Annotated in this window: 17 protein-coding genes; 6 read left to right on the top strand and 11 right to left on the bottom strand. The window is 68.6% G+C overall.

The genetic code is table 11. The annotated features are described in order from the left end of the window. Window positions 1-116: 116 nt before the first annotated feature. Both leuA and AC3WOH_RS01140 read left to right on the top strand, forming a co-directional pair. A complete protein-coding gene (leuA, locus tag AC3WOH_RS01145) occupies window positions 117-1,802 on the top strand; it encodes a 2-isopropylmalate synthase (protein ID WP_492227581.1) in 1,686 nt (561 codons plus the stop codon). 98 nt (window positions 1,803-1,900) lie between these two features. Then, window positions 1,901-2,407, top strand: coding sequence for a C40 family peptidase (locus AC3WOH_RS01140; RefSeq protein WP_492227580.1), 507 nt, complete (start codon window positions 1,901-1,903; stop codon window positions 2,405-2,407). 2 nt (window positions 2,408-2,409) lie between these two features. On the opposite strand, the gene AC3WOH_RS01135 is transcribed toward AC3WOH_RS01140, so the two are convergent. Continuing rightward, window positions 2,410-2,769 carry a VOC family protein gene (locus AC3WOH_RS01135; protein ID WP_492227579.1) on the bottom strand — a complete coding sequence of 120 codons (360 nt, stop codon included), beginning with the start codon at window positions 2,767-2,769 and terminating at the stop codon, window positions 2,410-2,412. 121 nt (window positions 2,770-2,890) lie between these two features. Between AC3WOH_RS01135 and AC3WOH_RS01130 the strand changes: the two genes are divergently transcribed. Continuing rightward, window positions 2,891-4,000 carry a 3-deoxy-7-phosphoheptulonate synthase gene (locus AC3WOH_RS01130; protein WP_492227578.1) on the top strand — a complete coding sequence of 370 codons (1,110 nt, stop codon included), beginning with the start codon at window positions 2,891-2,893 and terminating at the stop codon, window positions 3,998-4,000. A gap of 1 nt (window position 4,001) precedes the next feature. On the opposite strand, the gene AC3WOH_RS01125 is transcribed toward AC3WOH_RS01130, so the two are convergent. Together AC3WOH_RS01125 and AC3WOH_RS01120 are read right to left on the bottom strand one after the other, a co-directional pair. After that, entirely contained in the window at window positions 4,002-4,454 is a 453-nt protein-coding gene (locus AC3WOH_RS01125; protein ID WP_492227577.1) for a PaaI family thioesterase, read from the bottom strand. Continuing rightward, window positions 4,451-4,903 carry a MerR family DNA-binding transcriptional regulator gene (locus tag AC3WOH_RS01120; RefSeq protein WP_492227576.1) on the bottom strand — a complete coding sequence of 151 codons (453 nt, stop codon included), beginning with the start codon at window positions 4,901-4,903 and terminating at the stop codon, window positions 4,451-4,453. Before AC3WOH_RS01120 ends, AC3WOH_RS01125 begins: the two co-directional genes overlap by 4 nt. Window positions 4,904-5,215: 312 nt before the next feature. Here AC3WOH_RS01120 and AC3WOH_RS01115 point away from each other — a divergent pair, with 312 nt between their 5' ends. Further along, window positions 5,216-10,090 (top strand): EAL domain-containing protein, encoded by a 4,875-nt coding sequence (locus tag AC3WOH_RS01115; protein WP_492227575.1) that lies wholly within the window; start codon window positions 5,216-5,218, stop codon window positions 10,088-10,090. A gap of 1,008 nt (window positions 10,091-11,098) precedes the next feature. Here the strand turns inward: AC3WOH_RS01115 and AC3WOH_RS01110 are convergent. Together AC3WOH_RS01110 and AC3WOH_RS01105 are read right to left on the bottom strand one after the other, a co-directional pair. Then, window positions 11,099-11,695, bottom strand: a complete 597-nt coding sequence (locus tag AC3WOH_RS01110) for an acyloxyacyl hydrolase (protein ID WP_492227574.1) — start codon at window positions 11,693-11,695, stop codon at window positions 11,099-11,101. A 166-nt stretch (window positions 11,696-11,861) separates the two neighbouring features. Next, complete coding sequence (locus AC3WOH_RS01105) at window positions 11,862-12,401, bottom strand: Spy/CpxP family protein refolding chaperone (protein WP_492227573.1); 540 nt, start codon at window positions 12,399-12,401, stop codon at window positions 11,862-11,864. Window positions 12,402-12,712: 311 nt separating this feature from the next. On the opposite strand from AC3WOH_RS01105, the gene AC3WOH_RS01100 reads away from it, so the two are divergent. Together AC3WOH_RS01100 and AC3WOH_RS01095 are read left to right on the top strand one after the other, a co-directional pair. After that, window positions 12,713-13,750 (top strand): recombination-associated protein RdgC, encoded by a 1,038-nt coding sequence (locus tag AC3WOH_RS01100; RefSeq protein ID WP_492227572.1) that lies wholly within the window; start codon window positions 12,713-12,715, stop codon window positions 13,748-13,750. Window positions 13,751-13,775: 25 nt separating this feature from the next. Beyond that, entirely contained in the window at window positions 13,776-14,654 is an 879-nt protein-coding gene (locus tag AC3WOH_RS01095; RefSeq protein WP_492227571.1) for a LysR substrate-binding domain-containing protein, read from the top strand. A 12-nt stretch (window positions 14,655-14,666) separates the two neighbouring features. Here AC3WOH_RS01095 and AC3WOH_RS01090 read toward each other — a convergent pair whose 3' ends face one another. From AC3WOH_RS01090 to AC3WOH_RS01065, 6 genes are all read right to left on the bottom strand, one after another. After that, entirely contained in the window at window positions 14,667-15,566 is a 900-nt protein-coding gene (locus tag AC3WOH_RS01090) for an EamA family transporter (RefSeq protein WP_492227570.1), read from the bottom strand. Window positions 15,567-15,758: 192 nt separating this feature from the next. Continuing rightward, a complete protein-coding gene (locus AC3WOH_RS01085; RefSeq protein WP_492227569.1) occupies window positions 15,759-16,946 on the bottom strand; it encodes an acetyl-CoA C-acyltransferase family protein in 1,188 nt (395 codons plus the stop codon). A gap of 29 nt (window positions 16,947-16,975) precedes the next feature. Further along, window positions 16,976-17,770 carry an enoyl-CoA hydratase/isomerase family protein gene (locus AC3WOH_RS01080; RefSeq protein WP_492227568.1) on the bottom strand — a complete coding sequence of 265 codons (795 nt, stop codon included), beginning with the start codon at window positions 17,768-17,770 and terminating at the stop codon, window positions 16,976-16,978. Window positions 17,771-17,782: 12 nt separating this feature from the next. Further along, entirely contained in the window at window positions 17,783-19,582 is a 1,800-nt protein-coding gene (locus AC3WOH_RS01075; protein ID WP_492227567.1) for an AMP-dependent synthetase/ligase, read from the bottom strand. Next, window positions 19,579-20,397: an ABC transporter ATP-binding protein gene (locus AC3WOH_RS01070; RefSeq protein ID WP_492227566.1), complete on the bottom strand. Its 819-nt coding sequence runs from the start codon at window positions 20,395-20,397 to the stop codon at window positions 19,579-19,581. Before AC3WOH_RS01070 ends, AC3WOH_RS01075 begins: the two co-directional genes overlap by 4 nt. A 7-nt stretch (window positions 20,398-20,404) precedes the next feature. Next, window positions 20,405-21,592: an ABC transporter substrate-binding protein gene (locus AC3WOH_RS01065; RefSeq protein WP_492227565.1), complete on the bottom strand. Its 1,188-nt coding sequence runs from the start codon at window positions 21,590-21,592 to the stop codon at window positions 20,405-20,407. Window positions 21,593-21,595: the final 3 nt, after the last annotated feature.

The following is a 21,595-nucleotide window of genomic DNA, read 5'->3' as shown; positions in this document are numbered from 1 at the left end:
CTTTGCCCACCAGCAAAGGGCTGCAGGGGACGTCATCCGTATTCATTTCGTTTGACCTGCATGCAGGCGGCGCCCACCACATGGCGCACTGCACGCACCTGTTCGTGGAGCCTCTCATGATTGCCAAGCCCGCCACCAAGTACCAGCCCATCGCCCCGGTTGCGCTCACCGACCGCACCTGGCCCTCGCGTTCCATCACCCAGGCGCCGGTCTGGCTGTCCACCGACCTGCGCGACGGCAACCAGGCCCTGTTCGAGCCGATGAACGGCGAGCGCAAGATGCGCCTGTTCCAGGAGCTCGTGCGCATCGGCTTCAAGGAGATCGAGGTGGGCTTTCCGGCCGCCTCGCAGACCGATTTCGACTTTGTGCGCCGCCTCATCGACGAGGACCTGGTGCCCGCCGATGTGACCATCATGGTCATGACGCAGTCGCGCCCCGACCTGATCGAGCGCACCGTGGAGGCCGTGCGCGGCGCACCGCGCGCCATCGTGCACCTGTACAACGCCACCGCGCCGGCCTGGCGGCGCATCGTCTTCGGCATGAACGTGACCCAGGTCATGGAGTTCATCGACCAGAACGTCTCGCACCTCAAGCGCTTGACCGATGCCGAGCCGGGCACAGAGTGGACGCTGCAGTACTCGCCCGAGACCTTCAGCGCCACCGAGCTCGAAGTCTCGCTGCGCGCCTGCCAGACCGCGATCAAGGCCTGGGGCGTGGGCCCGGGCCGGCGCATCATCATCAACCTGCCGACCACGGTGGAGAACGCCACGCCCAACGTGTTCGCCGACCAGATCGAGTGGATGCACCGGCGCCTGGCACCGCGCGAGCACGTGGTGCTCTCGGTGCACCCGCACAACGACCGCGGCACCGGCGTGGCCGCGGCCGAGCTGGCCATGATGGCCGGTGCCGACCGCGTGGAGGGCTGCCTCTTCGGCAACGGCGAGCGCTGCGGCAACGTGGACATCGTGACCCTGGCGCTCAACATGTACACCCAGGGCGTGCACCCGGGCCTCGACTTCTCGGACATCACCGCCGTGGCACGCGTGGCCGAGGAATGCACGGCCCTGCCCGTGCACCCGCGCCACCCCTATGCGGGCGACCTGGTGTTCACCGCGTTCTCGGGCTCGCACCAGGACGCGATCAAGAAGGGCTTTGCCGCGCAGGACCCGAATGCGCTCTGGGAAGTGCCCTATTTGCCCATCGATCCCGCCGACCTGGGCCGCACCTACGACAGCGTGATCCGCGTGAACAGCCAATCCGGCAAGGGCGGCATCGCCTTCTTGCTCGAACGCGAGCACGGCGTGGTGATGCCACGGCGCATGCAGGTGGAGTTCAGCGCCGTGGTGCAGCGCCAGACCGATGCCAGCGAGGGCGAGATGACCGGCGATGCGCTGTGGACGCTGTTCCAGTCCACCTACCTGGCCAGCGGCCCCGACGCGGCCATCGTCTGCCATGGCCACAGGCTGGCCGATGACGGCCAGGGCATCGAACTCGACGTGAGCATCGATGGCACGCGCCAGACCCTGCAAGGGCAGGGCAACGGCCCGATCGCCGCCACGGTGGACGCATTGGGCCTGCCGCTGCGCGTGGACCACTACGAAGAGCGCGCCACGGGCACGGGCGCCAACGCCCAGGCCCTGGCCATCGTGGAGGCCGCGCTCGAAGGCGTGGCCGGCTCCACCTTCGGCGCGGGTGCCAGCCACAACATCGTGACCGCCTCGGTGCAGGCCATCGTGAGTGTGGCCAACCGGCTCGCGCAGCGCCGCAGCGAAGGCACGCGCGCCGCCACCGCAACGGCCTAAGCAAGCACAGGGGTTCAAGGGGACGCTGCCGGCACAAAAGGCAGTGACCCCGGCGGGGCATTCACCCCCGCGTGCAGGGTGCGGTACGCTTGCGATCCATGCGTGCCCTTTCCTGCCTGGCCCTGGTGTCCGCTGCGCTGCTGATCGCAGGCTGCGGCAGCTCCCGGCCCCCCTCGTCATCGCCGTCCTCGTCCTTTCCATCCGCCCCGGTCCGCACCACGCCGCCGCTGAGCCCGGACCAGGCGCACGGCATCGCCATCCATGCCCTGGGCCTGGTGGGCACACCCTACCGCTACGGCGGCAACACGCCGGATTCGGGTTTCGACTGCAGCGGCCTCATTGGCTATGTCTACCGCAACCAGGTGGGTACACCGCCACCACGCACCGTGGCCGCGCTCAATACCTGGGGCTACCCGGTCGAAGGGGGCGAACTGCGCGCCGGTGACCTCGTGGTCTTCGGCACCGGGCGCCAGCCCAACCATGCGGGCATCTATGTGGGGGAAGGGCGCTTCGTGCATGCGCCCTCCACGGGCGGCACGGTGCGCCTCGACTACCTGAGCGCCAAGCACTGGGCCGGCCAAAAACCGGCGTTCCGCCGCCCCTGACCTCAGCTCGCCAGCGGCGGGCGGCGCATGGCCTGGGCAAAGGCCAGGTGGTTGCCGTCCGGGTCGGTCACCAGGATCACGCGCACCCGTTTGCTATTGGAGCGCTGGGCGGTGTCCACGCCCATGCGTTCCAGTTGCTCGCCCTGTTCGTCGATGTCGTCCACCGCCAGCGTGACCGAGCAGCGGCCCGCGCGCCGGGGCAGCTCGTAGACCTGCAGCCAGCCGCCCTGCGGCAGGGTCCATTCGGCCAGTTCGGGCATGGGCTGCGAATCGGGGCCGCGCTCGAACAGGGCCCCATACCATTGCACGGCGTCGGGCAGGCTGCTGACGGCGACACTGGCAAGGGCATTCTGGATGGCCATGGAAACTCCTGGAGACGGGTGTTGGTCTGGCTACAGGTATACCGGGGACAGGGGTGAAGGGCTGTAGGACAGCACCGTAGCGCAAACACGTTCTGCGACCAAGGCGAAAATGGCGGCCACCATGACCCTCCACGTACACACCACCCCCACGGCAGCGCTGTCCACCCACGACACGACCCGCATCGACGACACCCGCATCAAGGCCGTGCGCCCGCTGATCACCCCGGCCCTGCTGCAGGAGTGGCAACCCGCACCCGAAGCCGCACAGACCCTGGTGGAAAACAGCCGCGCCGCGATCTCGCGCGTGCTGCACGGCCAGGACGACCGCCTCATCGTGGTGGTGGGGCCCTGCTCCATCCACGACCATGGCCAGGCCATGGAATACGCGCGCGCCCTCAAGCAGCAGGCCGATGCGCTGGCCGCCGACCTGCTGGTGGTGATGCGCGTGTACTTCGAGAAGCCGCGCACCACGGTGGGCTGGAAGGGCTACATCAACGATCCGCACCTCGATGGCAGCTTCGCCATCAACGAGGGGCTGGAGATGGCGCGCGCCCTGCTGCTCGATGTGCTGGCCCTGGGCCTGCCCGTGGGCACGGAGTTCCTGGACCTCTTGAGCCCGCAGTTCATCAGCGACCTGGTGAGCTGGGGCGCGATCGGGGCCCGCACGACGGAGAGCCAGAGCCACCGCCAGCTGGCCAGCGGCCTGTCGTGCCCGGTGGGCTTCAAGAACGGCACCGATGGCGGGGTCAAGGTGGCGAGCGACGCCATCCAGGCGGCCAGCGCCGCGCACGCCTTCATGGGCATGACCAAGATGGGCCAGGCCGCGATCTTCGAGACGCGCGGCAACCAGGACTGCCACGTGATCCTGCGCGGTGGCGAGGCGCCCAACTACAGCGCGGCCGATGTGGATGCTGCCTGCGCCATGCTGCAGTCGGCCGGACTGCGCCCGCAGGTGATGATCGACGTCTCGCACGCCAACAGCAGCAAGCAGCACCAGCGCCAGATCACCGTGGCCGAGGACGTGGCCCGCCAGATCGCCGCGGGCGACGCGCGCATCACTGGCCTCATGGTCGAGAGCCACCTGCAGGAAGGCCGCCAGGACATCGTGCCCGGCCAGGCGCTGGCGCATGGCGTGTCGGTGACGGACGCCTGCATCAGCCTGGCGCAGACCGTGCCGGTGCTCGAAGGCCTGGCCGAGGCCGTGCGCGCGCGCCGGGCATTGAAGGGCTGATTCAGGGCCGGGGCGGCCGGGCTGCGCTGCCATCCACATTGTGGGCGGTGGCCAGCAGCGTGGCGCACAGGGTCTCGTCGCCCGAATCCGCCACGGCGAACACATCGGCCGCGCAGACCGTGAGCGTGCGCCCCGCATTCACCACCCGGCCCCGCGCGCGCAGGCTGTGGCCGCGCGCCGGCGCCAGCAGCTTGACATGGGCGTCCACGGTGGAATTGACCCAGCCGCTGGGCAAGGTGCTGCCCGCCGCCGCCACGGCCGCGAAGTCGGCCAGCGCAAACACGGCCGTGGCCTGCAATTGCCCGGGCCGAAAGCACAGTGCGTCCTGCACCGGCATCTCCAGGTCCACCTCGCCCGCCGCCACGCGGGTGAAGCGCAGGCCCAGGGTCTGGGCGATGGGCATGGCCAGCACATGGGCCTGCAACAGGTCGGAGGGGAGGGGGGCTGGGGTCATGGTGAACTCCTGGAAGTGGAACGGGTGGAAGCGGCGGTGGCACGGCCACGCACGCGCGGCCAGGGGGCAACCACCGGGGGAGGGGAGGGCACCCGGGGGGTGGGCGCCCGGGCCTGCAGCCAGGCCACATGTTCCAGCACCTGCTGGCGCTGCGCCTGCAGCTGCGCCACCTGGTCGGAAAGCTCCTGCGCACGCTGCTGCAGGGCCTGCACCATGGCGTCGATGGTGAGCTGGCCGCTGCGAAAGTCGGCCAGGTGTTCGGCGATGCGGGGCAGTGCAAACCCCAGCTGGCGCGACATGGCGATGAAGACCACCTCGCGCTCGGTGCCCTCGGCATAGTCGCGGTAGCCGTTGGCCCGGCGTTCGGGCTGCAGCAGCCCCTGGCTTTCGTAGTGCCGCAGGGCGTGCACCGAGACCGAGGTGCGGCGGGCGAGTTCGGAAATCTGCATGCCGCCAAGGCTAGCAAGCCTCGCCCTGCACGAAGGTTGCCTGCGCGACGCGACCAGGCTGTTTCAGAGGGTTGTCAGCAGGCACCCCGCGGCGCGCACCGGTGTAGGATTGTTCTTTTGAAGTTGCAATGCTCACCATTTGCGTCTAGAAACGGTGGCAGGGCGTGCCGCGCCGTGCCTTTTTTGCTACTTTTCCCACCATCGACCACGGTCCGGGCTACTTTCTCTTCCATGCTGGCCATTCCGACCCCTCCCAGAACACCTCCACGGCGCCGGCAAGCGCCCGCGGCAAGCGCTTCGCGCACCTGAGCCATGCAACATCCAGAGCACGCCACCGCTGAGGCTGCGCGGCTCCATGCACTGCAGTCCTACGCCATCCTGGACACCCCGTCCGAGGATGCTTTCGACAAGCTCGCCCTGTTGGCTGCACGCATCTGCCGCACACCGATGGCGGTGGTCAATTTCGTGGACAGCGAGCGCCAGTGGTTCAAGGCGGCCGTGGGCATCCCGTTCCAGGAGACCGACCGCGCCGTCGCTTTCTGCGCCCACGCGCTCCATGGCAGCCGGGAGCCGGTGGTGGTGGACGACGCCAGCGTGCACCCCGTGTTCTCGCACAACCCGCTGGTGACCGGCAGCCCGCACATCCGCTTCTACGCCTGCGTGCCGCTGGTCAATGGCGAGGGCTTTGCCCTGGGCACGCTGGCGGTGCTGGACACCCGCGTGCGCGGCCTGGAGGCCGAGCAGCTCGACGGCCTCACGGTGCTGGCCGAGCAGGCCATGGTGCAGCTGGAGCTGCGCCGCCAGCAGCGCCTGCTGGCCCAGCTGGTGGAACAGCGCGACCGCATGCACGACGAGCTGGTGGAGCAGGGCGAGACGCTGCGCGTGGCCGGCCGCATCGCCCAGGTGGGCGGCTGGTTCGTGGAGCTGCCCAGCATGCGGCTGAGCTGGTCGCAGGAGATCGCCGCCACCTACGGGCTGACGCGGCGTGTAGGCTCCGTGGGCCAGATCCTGGACCTGTACACCGCCCCCTACCGCAGCGCCTTGCGCAATGCCTTTCGGGCCTGCCTGCGGCACGGCACCCCCTTCGACCTGGAGGCCGAGGTCGTCATGCCGGGCGAGCGGCACTTCTGGGTGCGCACGGCGGGCCAGGCGGTGCGGGATGCGCAGGGCCGCATCGTGCGCATCCAGGGGGCCTTCCAGGACGTTTCGGCGCGCCACCAGGCCGACCTGGCGCTGCAGCGCAGCGAGGAGCGTTTCCAGCTCGTCTCGCGTGCCACGGCCGATGCGATCTGGGACTGGAACCTCACCACCGACGCCATGTGGTGGAACGAGGGCATGCAAAGCCTGTTCGGCGTGCCGCTGGACCAATTGCCACCGGACAGCACCTCCTGGACGCTGCGGCTGCACCCCGAGGACAGCGAGGCCGTGCTGCGCGGCATCCACGCGGCCATCGACGGGAGCGACAGCCACTGGTCGGCCGAGTACCGCTTCCGCCGCCAGGACGGCAGCTATGCCTGGGTGCTGGACCGCGGCTTCCTGATCCGCGACAGCAGCGGGCGCGCCGTGCGCATGGTGGGCGGCATGGCCGACCACAGCGCGCAGAAGGCCGTCGAGCTGGAGGCCCAGCGCGACACGCGCAACCATGCCGAGCTGCTGCACCTGCAGCAGCGCATCTCCTCGCTGGACATGCCCCTGCCCGATGTGCTGCGCATGGTGGCCGAAACCGTGCAGCGCCAGACCGGTGCGCGCGGCGCCATGGTGGAGCTGCTCGAAGGCCGGCATCTGGTGGCCAAGGCTTCGGCCGGCGACATGGTGCGCCCCGAGGGCGATCTGATGGCCGTGGACGACAGCATCCTGTGGCCTGTGCTGTACCAGGGGCGCACGGTGCTGTGCAACGACACCGAGGCCGCGGGCTGGGACATGGCCGCCATGCCGCACCGCCTGGGCGTGCGCTCGGTGATGGCGGCGCCGTTGCGCGCTCAGGAGGTGGTCGTGGGCTCGCTCAAGGCCACCTCGCACCAGGCGAATGCGTTTTCGCGGCGCGATGTGGCGCACCTGGAGATCCTGGCCGAATCGCTCGGCGCCATGGTGCAGCTGCGCCACGTGGCCGGCCAGCTGCACGCCTCGGAGCTGCAGTACCGCATGCTGTTCGACGAGCATCCGCAGCCCATGTGGGTCTACGAGCGCGAGAGCCTGCGCCTCTTGGCCGTGAACCATGCCATGGTGCACCACTACGGCTACAGCGAGAAGGAGCTGCTGCGCATGCGCATGCAGGACCTGTGGCCAGCACAGTACCGCGAGATCGCCGAGCGCAAGCTGCGTGCCATCGACCCGGAGCAGCGCAGCCTGCCCAAGGTGCGCCGGCATGTGCGCAAGGACGGCAGCCTGATCGACATGGAGCTCACGGCGGGCAACATCGACTTCAACGGCGTGGCGGCGCGCCAGGTGCTGGCCTCCGACGTGACCGAGCGCGTGCGCAACGAGGCAGAGCTCGCGCGCATGGGCCGCGCCCAGCGCCTGCTCAGCGCCTGCAACGAAACCCTGGTGCGCGCCACCTCCGAGGCCACGCTGCTGCAGGCCATCTGCAAGATCGCGGTGGACATCGGCGGCTACCGCATGGGCTGGGTGGGCTTTGCGCGCGATGACGAGCGCAAGTCCATCGAACCGGTGGCCCATGCGGGCCACAACCACAACTACCTGGAGACCCTCAGGCTCAGCTGGTCGGAGGACGAGCCCTATGGGCGCGGCCCCGCCGGCCGGGCCGTGCGCTCGGGCCAGGCCGAGATCGTGCGCGACATCCGCACGGAACGCTACTTCATGGACTGGACCGAGCGCATGCTGGAGCACGGCTTTCATGCCGTGATCTGCCTGCCGCTGCGCGACCGCGACAGCACCTTCGGCCTGCTCTACCTGTATGCACCGGAGGTGCTGCAGATCAGTGCCGAGGAGACCGCGCTGCTGCAGGAGCTGGCCAACGACCTGGCCTTCGGCATCACCAGCCTGCGCACCCAGAAGGCGCAGCAGCGGCTGCAGGCCTCGGTGCTCAAGGTGGCGGCCGCCGTGTCGGCCAGCACCGGCACGGAGTTCTTCGAGCAGCTGGTGCGCAACATGGCCGACGCGCTCGACGCCCAGGGCGGCTGCGTGGTGCGCCTGCTGCCGCACTACCATGACCAGCCCCCGCGCGTGAGCACGCTGGCGGCCGTGCTCGATGGCCAGCTGCTGGCCCCGACCGACTACACACTGGAAGGCACGCCCAGCCTGCAGCTGCTGAACCAGCGCCAGTTCGTGGTGGCCGACGGGGTGCAGCAGCTCTACCCCGAGGCGCCCGTGCTGCGCATGGTGCAGGCGCGCGGCTACGCGGGGCAGCAGCTGTGCAATGCCGATGGCGAGGTGGTGGGTCTGGTGTTCGTGCTCTTCCGCCAGGCCATCGCCGACCCGAACTTCATCATCTCCACGCTGCAGATCTTCGCGGCCCGGGCCTCGGCCGAGATCGAGCGCCAGGTGGCCGATGCGCGCATCCGCCACCAGGCATCGCTGCTGGACAAGGCGCAGGACGCGATCATCGTGCGCGACCTGGAGCACCGCATCATCTTCTGGAACCAGAGCGCCGAGCGCCTGTACGGCTGGTCGAAGCTGCAGGTACTGGGCCAGTCGATCGAGACCCTGCTGTATGCAGACCCCACGCATTTCCGCCGCGCCACGGAGGCCACGCTGGAGCATGGGGAGTGGACCGGCGAGATCGTGCAGCAGCACCGCGACGGCAGCGCCATCGACGTGGAAGGCCGCTGGACCCTGGTGCGCGGCGACAACGGCCAGCCCCATTCCATCCTGGCCATCAACACCGACATCCGCCAGCGCAAGGCCACCGAGCGCGAGATCCAGCGCCTGGCCTTCTACGACCCCTTGACCGGGCTGCCCAACCGCATGCTGCTCATGGACCGCATGCACCAGGCGCTGGCCAGTGCGCGGCGGCACCAGCGCGGCGGGGCGCTGCTGTTCATCGACCTCGACAACTTCAAGACCCTGAACGACACCCTGGGCCATGACCAGGGCGACATGCTGCTGCAGCAGGTGGCGCAGCGCCTGAACACCTGCGTGCGCGCCGTGGACACGGTGGCGCGCCTGGGCGGCGACGAGTTCGTGGTGATGCTCGAGGAGCTGAGCTCGCTGCCCGAGGAGCTGGTGCTGCATGCGCGCTCGGTGGGCGAGAAGATCCTGGCCACCCTGGCCCTGCCCTATGCGCTGGCAGGCTACCAGTACCGCAGCACGCCGAGCATCGGCGTCGCCCCCTTCACGGGCGGGCAGACCAGCGTGGGCGAGCTGCTCAAGCAGGCCGACCTGGCCATGTACCAGGCCAAGACGGCGGGCCGCAACACGCTGCGCTTCTTCAACCCGCAGATGCAGGCCGTGGTGAGCGAACGCGCCTCGCTGGAGACCGATCTGCGCTCGGCCCTGGCTCAGGAGGAGTTCTTGCTGCACTTCCAGCCCCAGGTGCGCCAGTCGGGCCTGGTGGTGGGGGTGGAGGCACTGCTGCGCTGGGCCCACCCGCAGCGCGGTATGGTCTCGCCGGCGCAGTTCATCCCGCTGGCCGAGGAGACCGGGCTGATCCTGCCGCTGGGCCGCTGGGTGCTGCACACCGCGTGCAAGCTGCTGGCCAGCTGGCAGGACGACCCGGCGCTGAGCCACCTGACGGTGGCCGTCAACGTAAGTTCGCGCCAGTTCCGCCATGCGAGCTTCGTGGACGACGTGGCCCGGGTGCTGGCCATCACGGGGGCGCCCTCGGGCCTGCTCAAGCTGGAACTGACCGAAAGCCTGCTGGTCGAGGACATGGAAACCACCATCGCCACCATGGCGGCGCTGCGCTCCTATGGGGTGGGATTCTCGCTGGACGACTTCGGCACCGGCTATTCGAGCCTGAGCTACTTGAAGCGCATGCCGCTGGACCAGCTCAAGATCGACCAGAGCTTTGTGCGCGACCTGCTCACCGACCCCAACGATGCGGCCATCGTGGACACCATCATCGGTCTCTCGCGCAGCCTGGGCCTGGAAGTCATCGCCGAAGGCGTGGAGACGGCCGAGCAACGCGAGCTGCTGGCCCGTGCAGGCTGCGAGCTCTACCAGGGCTATCTCTTCAGCCGCCCCCTGCCCGTGGACCGGCTGGAGGCCTTTCTGCGCAATCCGGGATAGGAAGCCCCCGAGGCGCTGGCCTGGGTCGCGCCGGTACTGAGCAACTGCGCTTGCTTCCTGGCCCCCTGGCCCCCTGGCTTTCAGAACCGGCCCTGGAACCAACACCCGGTGACCCGTGCTTTTCCAGCCCCGAACCGGGTGCGGATGCCGGGGAATGTTGTTCTCTGTCTTCTTCTTAATTTCTTTATAAATACATAGTCGTAGTAGTAAAGCACCGGCTTTTCTGTGGACAAGGGCTTTTTCCTGTGGCCTGACAAGCACTTGCGTCGCTGCCAACCCTGTGTGCAGCACGCGGGTCCCGCTGTCTCGCCAACGGGGACAACAATGCGACATCGCCCTTCGGTGTGGACAACCAGGCGGTTGTGCCAGCAATTCCCCCAAAGTTATGCACAGCACCTGGGCCCATCCTGGAGAAATGGCTGCGCCAGTGGATTTCTCTGCCCGGGAACGGGGGGGTTTGGCCCTTTTCAATGCATCGGCAGCCCGGGCGGTGGCATGGCACCTCCCGACAACCCTTCCATTCCCCCGGTACGGCCTCAGGAAGAGGCCCTGAACCCTTGCAGAGGCCTCTGCCTGCGCCGGGGTGCCTGAGGGCCTCACCCTGGCTGCCAGGGGCCTCTGCCGGGCTTGTGCGCTTGCTGATCCTCTTTCTGCCTTGCAGAGCCGCATTCAAGAGGGCCCCCAGACCTTCCATGGACCCCGCCTTGGCTTTGTCTTGTTATTCCTTGATAGCTCTATAAATCAATAGCAGTAGTAATAGAGCAGGGGCTGTTGTGTGGACAAGCCGGTTTTTCCCAATGCTGGCGCGCACTTGCGTGGCTTCAAACCCTGTGGCGCAAGCGGGGTGAACTTTGCGCGTTCATGACAACAACTTTGGGTTGTTGCGAAGTTCTGTGGATAAGCCATGGGTTGTTCGGCAACCATACCCATGGTTATCCACAGGCTGCTGGAGGGCTGTGCAGAAAAAAGGCCCGCCAGGGCGGGCCGTCGTGGCGGGCGGTGGCCGGCTCAGAAGTGGTAGCCGTAGCGCAGCTGCACGAAGTTCTCGCCCGGGTTGGGTTTCTTGATGCCGGCATTGGACACATGCTGCACGCGCAGCACCAGGTCGTGCTGGCGCTGTTCGCCCAGGCTCACGCCCAGGCCCAGGTGGGAGGCGAAGTTGGCGCGGGTGCTGAAGGTGCGGTTCGGGATTTCGTAGCGCTTGTCGGCCACGGTGAGGCCGATGCCGCCTTCCCAGAACCAGGCCGAGCGGCCTTCGTCCATGCGCAGGCGCAGGGTGGGCGTGAGGCCGACCAGGCTGAGGTGCTCGCGCTGGCCCGACAGGCCGTCATAGGACCAGCGGCTGGCATAGAGGTCCCAGTAGCCCGTGAGCTGGCCGCCCCAGAGGGAGCGCTGCCAGCCTTTCCAGGGCAGGGTGGCGCCGAGGGTCACGGCATCGGTGTCGCGCCGGGCCTGGGAACCCTGGACGTAAAGGGAGGGGGACGCCTGGGCGCTCTGCGCCTGCGCGGCCCGGGGCAGCGCTGCCAGCGCACCCCAAGCCAGGGTGGCCGCCAGCAGGGAAACGAGGGAAACCGGGGGCGCCATGCGGAAGGTTTTGGTGTTCATGGTTTTGTTCCGTGGTTTGACATACACAACTGTATGTAAACGAGTGTAGGAACGCCGTCCGCGGTTTTTTTGTAGGCCGCCACCCCGGCTTGCTGGCGGAAAAAGCGAAAAGGGGCCCGTGCGGGCCCCTGGTGTCAGGCGGTGGCGCCGCGCGGGCGGCGCGGGTTCACGACTGGGGTGCGGCAGGCGCCCCAGCAGGCTTGCCGTGGTGGCCATGGGGGCCGTGCTTGCCGGGGCCGCCATGCGGCGGGCCCATGCGGTGGGTGCGGGCATCGAAGGTCTTTTGCTGCTCGGGCGTGAGCACGGCATAGAAGGCCTTGGTGGCTTCGCCTCGGCGGTCGGCTTCGGCGGCGTGCTGGGCGCGCAAGGCACGCATGCGGTCGATGCGCTCGGGCGTGGTGAGCTTGTCCAGTTCCTTGCGGTCCAGGCGGGCGTGGCCTTCGTTCTGCTGCATGGAGGCCGTGAAGCTGTTCCAGGCCGGTTCCTGGGCGGGGGTTAGCTTGAGCTGCTCCTTGAGTGCGGCGGCACGTTCGGCCTTGCGGGCCTGGTGGCGCTCGCGGTGATCGCCAGGGCCCTTGCGGGCGTCGGGCGCGGCCACCGCGCCGACGGCCGGCGGATTGGCAGGTGTAGCAGGCTGGGCCAGCACCGGCAGGGCCAGGGCAGCGAGAACGGTTGCAGCCACGGTGTGGCGGGACAGGAGGGCCATGGTGAGAGTCCTTTCGGGAGTTAGGGCCCCGGAACGACGGTTCCAGCGCTTGACTGCAGTGTCGGCCGCCGATGTATCGCCCGCATGCACGTTGTTTGTCCCAGTGTAAAGTTGTGACAAGAAGATCGCGCGGGCCTGCGGGGCCCTGCAGCTATCAAAAGCGGAGCAGACGCAGGGATTGCCCCCGTGCCGCGCTGTGGCCCGTGCGCACGGGGGCGCCGACCACCGACAATGGAGGGTTCCGTGCCGCAGCGCCCAGGGCGTGCAGCACCGGTGGACAGCTTCGTCCGGCAACCAGGGGGTTTGTTTCCGTGTTCAAGAACATGATCGTGTACCGCATTGCGCCGCAATGGCAGGTGGAATTGACGCAGGTGGAAGAGGCGCTGGCCAAGTCGCCTTTCATGGAGTGCGGTGCCACGCAGGAAAAGTCGCTGGGCTGGATCCCGCCGCGCGGCGAGGAGCACGGCGCCCTGGTCGAATCGGTGGGCGGGCAGTGGATCCTGCGCTTCATGGTCGAGTCCAAGGTGCTGCCCGGCTCGGTGCTCAACCGGCGCGTGAAGGAAAAGGCCGAGCGCATCGAGAAGGAAACCGGCCGCAAGCCCGGCAAGAAGGAAAGCCGCGACCTCAAGGAAGAGGCCAAGCTCGACCTCCTGCCCATGGCCTTCACCAAGCAGGGCTCGATGTGGGTGTGGATCGACACCGAGGCGCGCACCATCGTGTTCGACACGTCCAGCCAGGGGCGGGCCGACGAGGTGGTGTCGCTGCTGGTCGAGTCGCTGCCGGGCCTGTCGGTCTCGCTGCTGTACACCGAGACCAGCCCGCAGGCCGCCATGTCGCACTGGCTGAGCACGCAGGAGCCGCCCGTGGGCTTCACCGTGGACCGCGAGTGCGAACTCAAGAGCGCGGACGAGGCCAAGGCCGTGGTGCGTTATTCGCGCCACCCGCTGGACATCGAGGAGGTGCAGGCCCACATCGCTGCGGGCAAGCTGCCCACCAAGCTGGCGCTGACCTGGGACGACCGCGTCTCGCTGATGCTGACCGAGGGGCTGCAGATCAAGAAGGTGTCTTTCCTGGACACGGTGTTCGAGGGGACCAAGGCCGATGACGGCGGTTTCGACACCGACGTGGCCATTGCCACGGGCGAGCTGTCCAAGCTGATCCCCGACCTGATCGAGGCACTGGGCGGCGAGTCTGATGGCGTCGGTTCCGGCGGTGGTGCGGTGGCATCGGGCCCGGGTCTCGCATCCGCCGTGCCCGTGCCGCCGCGCGGCAAGGACGTGGGCGGGCGCGCGGTCACCGGGCCGGCCACGGCCCCGGTGGACACGGACCCGGATTCGGCGCCGTTCTGACCGGCACGGGGACGCCCAGCGCGCGATGAAGGCCATTCCGCCCATCCACCTGCTGCTGGCCTTCGATGCGGTGGCGCGGCGCTGCAGCTTCAGCAAGGCAGCCGAGGAACTGCACCTCTCGCACAGCGCGGTGAGCCACCGCATCCGCGAACTGGAACGCCTGGTCGAGAAGCCGCTGTTCGTGCGCAGCACGCGCGCAGTCGCGCTCACGGCCGAGGGGCTGCACCTGCACCAGCAGGTCCAGCAGCCCCTGCTGCAGCTGGCACAGGTCTTTGGTGCGCAGGACGGGGCGCGGGGCAGCGTGGTGCGCATCAGCGCCCTGCCATCGTTTGCGCGCTGGCGCCTGGTGCCTGCCCTGTCGCGGCTGGGCACGCAGACGTCCGGCTGGAATGTGGAGATCCAGCCCTCCATCGACACGGTGGACCTGGAACGTGGCGACGCCGACATTGCCGTGCGCTTTGCGCGCACCCGGCCGGCCGCCCACCATTGCGAAAAGCTCATGGACGACGAGTGGTTCCCCGTGGCCGCGCCGGCCTACCTGGAGCGCCTGGGGGTGCCGGCCGGCACGGCCGCGTTCCGCAAGGCGGTGCTGCTCGCACACACGCGCCAGCCCTGGAAGCCCTGGCTGGACAAGGCCGGCGTCCGTGTGCCGGCACAGCGCCAGCAGGGCATGGCCTTCACCGACACGGGCTTTGTGCTCGATGCGGCGCTGGGCCTGCAGGGCATTGCGCTGGGGCGGCGCTCGCTGGTGCAGGAGCTGCTGGCCAGCGGCGCGCTGGTGCGCCTGGGCGAGGTGGCGCTGCCCAGCGAGCAGTCCTACTACCTGCTTGCGTCGGAGCGCACGGCCATCACGCCGCAAGGGCAGCAGGTGATGGCATGGATCCGCAGCCTGGCGCCTGCGTAGCCTCGGGGCTGCTCAGCCTGCGAGCGTGAGCACGATGCCGGCCAGCACGCCGGCGATGGCCACGGACTTCTGGGCAATGAAACGCTCGCGCAGGAACAGCGCGCCGAGCCCGAAGACCATGACCAGGTTGGTACGGCGCAGCACCGATAGCACCGCGATCATTGCTCCCTCGGCCTGCACAGCCATGAGGTAGAGGTACTCCGCCAGCACATAGGCCAGGGCAATCGCGGGGATGCTCCAGTGGCGTGTGCACAGGCCGCGCAGCGAGGGGAGGGGGCGCACCCAGGGCAGCAGCGCCAGGGCGATCACGCCGCGCTGCACGGCCGACCAGGCCTGCACGCCCGCCAGGTCCATCTGCAGCCCGGCCAGGATGTGCTTGTCGTACAGCGCATTGGCCGAGGACAGCAGCGTGGCGGCCAGCATGCACAGCACCCAGCCATCGCGGTGAAAGCGGATGCCCTCGCGGCTGCCGATGCGCGAGAACAGAAAGTAGGACAGCATGGACACGGCCAGGCCCAGCCACTGCCACCCGCCCAGCTGCTCGCCCAGCAGCACGATGGCACCGGCCGCCGTCCACAGCGGGCCCGAGGCGCGCACACCGGCCGATATCGACAGCGGCAGGGCCTTGACCGCGTAGTACGAGAGCACCCAGTTGGCGACCATCATGAGCGACTTGGGCAGCACCAGTGCCTGTTCGCGCCAGGAGAGGGGCGCGGGGAAAAGCCCCCAAGGCTGCAGCAGCGGGGCGGCCGTGGCTGGCGCGAGCAGCAAGAGCAGCCACAGCAGTGCACCGAGCGCGGAGCTCAGCACGACCACATCGAGCACCGTCTTCTCGCGCAGTGCGAGCTTGGTGAGGAAGTCGTAGCTGCCCAGCACCAGGCCGGCGAGGAGACCCAGGGCGACCCAGGTCATGCCATGCCTCGCAAGGCGGGGAGAGAGAGAAAGGGGATACGCGGCACGGCGGGCTCTTCGGCAAGGTGGAACAACAAGCCACCGAGCGTAGGCACCTGGCGCTGGCGATTGATGAGCAATCGCCCTGCATTGCTGCGCCGCGTTCAGCAATCCATCCCTGCGCCAGGCCTGCAAGGTCCCGGCGCAGGCGGGTCAGACCCGCTCGAAGACCGCCGCGATGCCCTGGCCGCCGCCGATGCACATGGTCACCAGCGCATAGCGGCCGCCCGTGCGGTGCAGCTCGGCAATCGCCTTGGTGGTGATGATGGCGCCCGTGGCGCCCACGGGGTGGCCCAGCGAGATGCCCGAGCCGTTGGGGTTGACCTTGGCCGGGTCCAGGCCGAGCTCCTGGATCACGGCACAGGCCTGGGCGGCGAAGGCCTCGTTGGCCTCGATCACATCCATGTCCTGCACCGTGAGGCCGGTGCGCTGCAGCACCTTCTGCGTGGCGGGCACGGGGCCGATGCCCATGTAGGCCGGCTCCACGCCCGCATGGGCATAGCCCACCAGGCGCGCCAGGGGTTGGAGGCCCAGGGCCGAGGCGCGCGCCCCCGAGGCCAGCACCACGGCGGCCGCGCCATCGTTGATGCCCGAGGCGTTGCCGGCGGTGACCAGGCCGTCCTTCTTGAACGCGGGCTTCATGCCGGCCAGCACCGCGAGCGTGGTGCTGCCGCGCACATGCTCGTCGGTATCGAAGACCACGGTGCCCTTGCGCGTGGCGATCTCCACGGGGACGATCTGTTCGCGGAAGTGGCCGGCCGCGATGGCCTGGGCCGCGCGCTGCTGGCTTTGCACGGCGAGCCGGTCCTGCGCCTCGCGGTCGATGCGGTAGCGCTCGGCCACGTTCTCGGCGGTGATGCCCATGTGCATCTTCTGCCAGGGGTCGTGCAGGATGCCGAGCATGTAGTCGATGCTTTTCGCATCGCCCATGCGCGCGCCGTAGCGCGCAGCGGTGTCGAAGTAGGGGCCGCGGCTCATGGACTCGCTGCCGCCGCCGATGGCGATGTCGCAATCCCCGTAGCCGATGGCCTGGGCCGCCGAAATGATGGCCTGCAGGCCCGAGCCGCACAGGCGGTTGACGTTGAAAGCCGGCGTCTCGATGGGGCAGCCCGCGTCGATGGCGGCCACGCGCGCGAGGTAGGCGTCCTTGGTGTCGGTGGGGATCACGTTGCCCATGACCACATGGCCGATGGCGTCGGCCGGCAGGCCGCTGCGCGCGATGGCGGCCTTCACCGCGGTGGTGGCCAGCTCGGTGTTGGGCACATCCTTGAGGCTGCCGCCGAAGCTGCCGATGGCGGTGCGCGCGGTGGAGATCACATAGACGTCTTGGAGGCTGCTCATGGGTCGTTGGGGGAAGAAGAAATGAAGAATCAGCGCCCGTTGAATTGCGCGGGGCGGCGTGCGTAGAAGGCCTCGACGCCCTCGCGGAAGTCTGCGGTGGCGGCGCAGCGGGCGAAGGCCTGCTGCTCGGCATCGAGCTGCTCGGGCAGGCTGCGCTCCATGGACTGGCGCATGAGGCGCTTCATCGCGCCATAGGCGACCGTGGGGCCGGCGGCCAGGCGCTCGGCAATGGCCGTGGTGGCGGCATCGAGTTCGGCTGCAGGCACGACGCGGTTCACCAGGCCCATGCGCAGCGCGTCTTCGGCGCTGAAGGCTTCGCCCAGCAGTGCGATCTCGAGGGCCTGGCGCAGTCCCACCTTGCGCGGCAGCGCCCACGATGCGCCCACGTCGCAGCTGGTGCCCAGGTTGATGTAGGCCAGGTTCAGGCGCGTGCCCTCGGCCATGAGCACATAGTCGGCCTGCAGCAGCAGGGACAGGCCGGCGCCCGCGGCCACGCCATGCACCTGCGCGATGACGGGTGCATCGATCTGCGCGAGCAGGGCCAGGCCCGCGTGCAGCGGCGTGAGCAGGTCCATGGCGCCCTGCACGGGGTGCGCGCGCAGGGTGGCCAGGTCACCACCGGCCATGAAGCCCTTGCCGGCGCCGCGCAGCACCACCACGCGCACGCTCGGGTCCTGCGCGATGGCCTGCACGGCGGCCAGGAAGGCCTGGGCCATGGGCACGTCGACGGCGTTGAGCGCGGCGGGCCGGTTGAAGCACAGGGTGGCGATGGCGCCCTGGCGCTCATGCAGCAGCGCAGGCGTGGCCTGGGTGGAGTCGGTCATGGCAAGGGTTCCTCAGCGGTAGAGCGCTTCGATCTCGGCGGCGTAGGTTTGGTAGATGCTGGCGCGGCGCACCTTCATGGTGGCGGTGACCTCGCCATCGTCGTGGTCCAGCTCCTTGGTCAGCAGGTGGAACTGGCGGATCTGCGAGACCTGGGCCAGGCGCTCGTTGCCGCGGCGGATCTCGGTGTCGATGAGTTCGCGCACGGCGGGCGTTTCCACCAGCGAGCGGAAATGCGTGAACGCGATGCGCCGCGCCTCGGCCCATTTGCCCACGGTCTCGAAGTCGATCATCACCAGCGCGCCGACGAACTTGCGGCCCTCGGCGACGATGATGCATTCCTTGATGAAGGGGCTGCCCTTCATGGTGTTCTCGATCTCGGACGGCGTGAGGTTCTTGCCGCCGGCCGTGATCATGATGTCCTTGAGGCGGTCCACGATCTTGATCTGGCCCTGCTCCTCGCGCACCACGTCGCCCGTGTGCAGCCAGCCATCGACAATGCTCGCGGCCGTGGCCTCGGGGTTCTGGTAGTAGCCCGCAAAGACCATGTCGCCGCGCAGCTGCAGCTCGCCGTTCTCGGCAATGCGGTGCTCCACGCCCAGCGTGGGCACGCCCACGGTGCCCACCACCACCTGGTTGAGCCGGTGGCCGGTGACCATGCCGGTGGATTCGGTCAGGCCATAGACCTCGATCAACGGCAGGCCCAGCGTGCGGAAGAAGCGCACCACATCGGGCGGGATGGGCGCGGCGCCCGTGAGCGCCACGCGCGCCTCGCGCAGGCCGATGAAGTTCTGCAGCGCACGGAACACCAGCCAGTAGCTCGCGCCAGCTGCCATGCGCTCGCCCAGGCTCCAGGCGCTGCGCGGCTTCTCGGCCAGGGGCTGGCAGGCCGCGAAGGCGCGCTCGAACAGGCGGCGGCGCAGGCCGCCGGTCTCCTGCAGCTTGATGTGGATGGCGGCGTGCATCTTTTCCCAGATGCGCGGCACGCCAAGGAACATGGTGGGGGCCACCTCGCGCAGGTCTTCCTGCACGGTGCGGATCGATTCGCCGAAGTTCACCTGCGAACCGATGTACACCGGCACGAAGCTGGTGAGCATCTGCTCGGCCACATGGCACAGCGGCAGGTAGGACAGGTGCGTGGTGGCCGCGTCGAGCTGCAGCCGGTCCACGATGCCGGGCACCACGCCGCGGATGTTGCGGTAGCTGATCATCGCGCCCTTGGGCTTGCCGGTGGAGCCCGAGGTGTAGATCATCAGGCCCAGGTCGTCGAGCGTCTGGCGTGCCAGGGCCTCGTCCACCAGCGCCTGCTGGCCCGATGCCGCACCCAGTGCCTCGACTTCGGCGAAGGTGGCGATCAGCGCGCGCACCTCGGGCGCAAAGCTGCGCAGGCCCTTGGTCTCGATGACGATGATCTTTTTGAGGCGTGGCAGCTCGGGCAGCGCCGCGAGCAGCTTGTCGGTCTGCTCCTGGTCCTCGCAGACCATGACCTCGATGTCGGCATGGCCCACCACGTAGGCGACTTCGTTGGTGGGGCTGGTGGGGTAGACCCCCACGGTGACCGCGCCGACCAGGCCCGCGCCCATCTGCGCGAGCACCCATTCGGTGCGGTTCTCGGAGATCACGCCCACATGGCCGCCGGCCGGCAGGCCCAGCGCGCGCAGGCCCAGGCCGAAGTGGCAGGCGCGCTCGTGGTAGCGGGCCCAGGTGAAGGGCTTCCAGATGCCGTAGTCCTTTTGCCGGATGGCCACGCGGCCCGGCTCGGCGCGCGCGCGCTCGCGCAGCATCTGGGGCAGGGTGAGGTCAGGGAGGGTCATGACAGCCATCTCTTGCGGCGTTTGTAGTGCTTGATGTCCTTGAAGCTCTTGGCTTCGCCGCCACCCCCCATGCCGAGGTAGAACTCGCGCACGTCGGGGTCGTTGGCCAGGCGCTCGGCCGGGCCGTCGATCACGATCTTGCCGTTCTCCATGATGTAGCCCTGGTGGGCCACGGCCAGGGCCACGGTGGCGTTCTGCTCCACCAGCAGCATGGAGGTGCCGCGCTCGGCGTTGATGCGCGCGATGATGGTGAAGATGTCTTCCACCAGCTTGGGCGACAGGCCCAGCGAGGGCTCGTCGAGCAGGATCAGCTGGGGCTGGGCGATGAGGGCGCGGCCGATGGCCAGCATCTGCTGCTCGCCGCCCGAGAGATACCCCGCCAGACCCTTGCGGCGTTCGTGCAGGCGCGGGAAGTAGCCGTAGACGCTGTCGAAGTCGGGCCTGGCATCGCCCCGGCCCGTGAGCGCATAGGTGGCGGCCACGAGGTTCTCTTCGACCGTGAGGTCCTCGAACACGCGGCGGCCTTCCATCACGTGCGAGAGCCCGGCGCGCACCAGCTGCTGCGGCGCCAGGCCTGCCGTGGGCTGGCCGTTGAAGCGGATGCTGCCCGACTCCACCGTGCCGTCTTCGAGCGCGAGCAGGCCCGAAATCGCCTTGAGCGTGGTGGACTTGCCCGCGCCATTGCTGCCCAGCAGTGCCACGATCTGGCCGCGCGGCACGGCCAGCGACAGGCCGCGCAGGGCCTGCACGACCTGGTTGTAGATGACCTCGATGTTGTTGACTTCGAGGACCGGGGCCGGGGCTTGCTGGGTCATGGCAAGGTCACAATTTGATCCAGTCGGAGGCCGCCACCATTTTTTGCGCCTTCATGTCCGCGCGGTACACGCGGCCCACGGGAATGGAATTGCCGCTGATGGTGATCGGCACGCCGATCAGGCCGCCGGTGTCGAAGTCCTTGATGCTGTTGAGCGCGGCTTTGAGGTTCTTTCCGTCGAGCGGCTTGCCTGCATCGAGGCAGCGCTTGGCCGACTCGGTGAACAGCATGGCGGCCAGGAAGCCCTGCACGTAGGCAGTGCTCTGGTACTCGGGGCGCATGGCGCGGATCTTCTCCAGCATGGGCGCCTTCTCGGTGTCGTAGTAGTAGCGGTAGGGCATCACGCCCATGAAGCCGTCGGCGGCCTCGCCCATCTTCATCACGGTGGAGCTGTCCATGGTCCAGAAGGTGCCCATCCACTTGCTGGTCATGCCCTGTTGCTTGCCCTGGGTGATGAACTCGGGGATGGGCGCGAGGATGTAGCCGTGGAAGATGGTGTAGTCGGGTGCGGCACGGCGCAGCTTGATGACCTCGCCCGAGACGTCCACGCTGCCCGCGGGCGTCATGATCTTGATGGGCACCGACAGGCCCAGCGCCTTGGCGGCGGCCTCGCTCTTGTCGATGGGGTCGCGGCCGAACTCGGAATCGGAGTACACGAAGGCCACCTTGGCGCCGGGTTTCTCCTTGGCGATGTGCTTGAGCAAGATGCCGAACATCTCGGTGTAGTCCGGGCCCACGAGGAACTGGTTCGGGTACTTCTTGGGGTCGTTGAGTTCGCTGGCGAACGAGGCGCCGGCCATCAGCGTGGTGCCGGCGCGGTCGAGCTCGGGGTTGATGGTCTTGGAAAAGCCCGTGGAGTCGCCGTAGTAGAGGTTTACCTTGTTCTGGCTGGTGATCTTCTTGTAGGCCGCCACCGAGACGTCGACCTTGTAGCCCGTGTCCTCGGGCACGTACTTGAGCTTGCGGCCCTTGATGCCGCCTGCGTCGTTGACCATCTTCACGTAGTCGCCGATGCCGGCGTTGATGCCCACGCCCGCGAACGCGAACACACCGGTGAGCGGGATCGAGCCGCCGATCACGATGTCCTCGCCGCTGGCCTGCGCGGTGGCGGTGAGCGGTGCGGCCAGCGTGGCGCCGGCGGCGAGCAGCAGGGAGCGGCGGCGCTGCGAGGTGGGGGATGCGTTGGTGGTGGGCATGGT

Source organism: Acidovorax sp. FW305-C-20-28, from assembly GCF_058783375.1.
The sequence above is the reverse complement of the archived record's forward strand: the minus strand, read 5'-3'. Positions and strand labels throughout refer to the sequence as shown.

Coding starts and splice junctions, on each gene's coding strand:
- AC3WOH_RS01130 (WP_492227578.1), top strand. CDS start 2,891: ATGACCCTCCACGTACACACCACCCCCACGGCAGCGCTGTCCACCCAC.
- AC3WOH_RS01080 (WP_492227568.1), bottom strand. CDS start 17,770: ATGACCGACTCCACCCAGGCCACGCCTGCGCTGCTGCATGAGCGCCAG.
- AC3WOH_RS01090 (WP_492227570.1), bottom strand. CDS start 15,566: ATGACCTGGGTCGCCCTGGGTCTCCTCGCCGGCCTGGTGCTGGGCAGC.
- AC3WOH_RS01085 (WP_492227569.1), bottom strand. CDS start 16,946: ATGAGCAGCCTCCAAGACGTCTATGTGATCTCCACCGCGCGCACCGCC.
- AC3WOH_RS01070 (WP_492227566.1), bottom strand. CDS start 20,397: ATGACCCAGCAAGCCCCGGCCCCGGTCCTCGAAGTCAACAACATCGAG.
- AC3WOH_RS01125 (WP_492227577.1), bottom strand. CDS start 4,454: ATGACCCCAGCCCCCCTCCCCTCCGACCTGTTGCAGGCCCATGTGCTG.
- AC3WOH_RS01065 (WP_492227565.1), bottom strand. CDS start 21,592: ATGCCCACCACCAACGCATCCCCCACCTCGCAGCGCCGCCGCTCCCTG.
- AC3WOH_RS01120 (WP_492227576.1), bottom strand. CDS start 4,903: ATGCAGATTTCCGAACTCGCCCGCCGCACCTCGGTCTCGGTGCACGCC.
- AC3WOH_RS01105 (WP_492227573.1), bottom strand. CDS start 12,401: ATGGCCCTCCTGTCCCGCCACACCGTGGCTGCAACCGTTCTCGCTGCC.
- leuA (WP_492227581.1), top strand. CDS start 117: ATGATTGCCAAGCCCGCCACCAAGTACCAGCCCATCGCCCCGGTTGCG.
- AC3WOH_RS01095 (WP_492227571.1), top strand. CDS start 13,776: ATGAAGGCCATTCCGCCCATCCACCTGCTGCTGGCCTTCGATGCGGTG.
- AC3WOH_RS01075 (WP_492227567.1), bottom strand. CDS start 19,582: ATGACCCTCCCTGACCTCACCCTGCCCCAGATGCTGCGCGAGCGCGCG.
- AC3WOH_RS01115 (WP_492227575.1), top strand. CDS start 5,216: ATGCAACATCCAGAGCACGCCACCGCTGAGGCTGCGCGGCTCCATGCA.
- AC3WOH_RS01110 (WP_492227574.1), bottom strand. CDS start 11,695: ATGAACACCAAAACCTTCCGCATGGCGCCCCCGGTTTCCCTCGTTTCC.
- AC3WOH_RS01135 (WP_492227579.1), bottom strand. CDS start 2,769: ATGGCCATCCAGAATGCCCTTGCCAGTGTCGCCGTCAGCAGCCTGCCC.
- AC3WOH_RS01140 (WP_492227580.1), top strand. CDS start 1,901: ATGCGTGCCCTTTCCTGCCTGGCCCTGGTGTCCGCTGCGCTGCTGATC.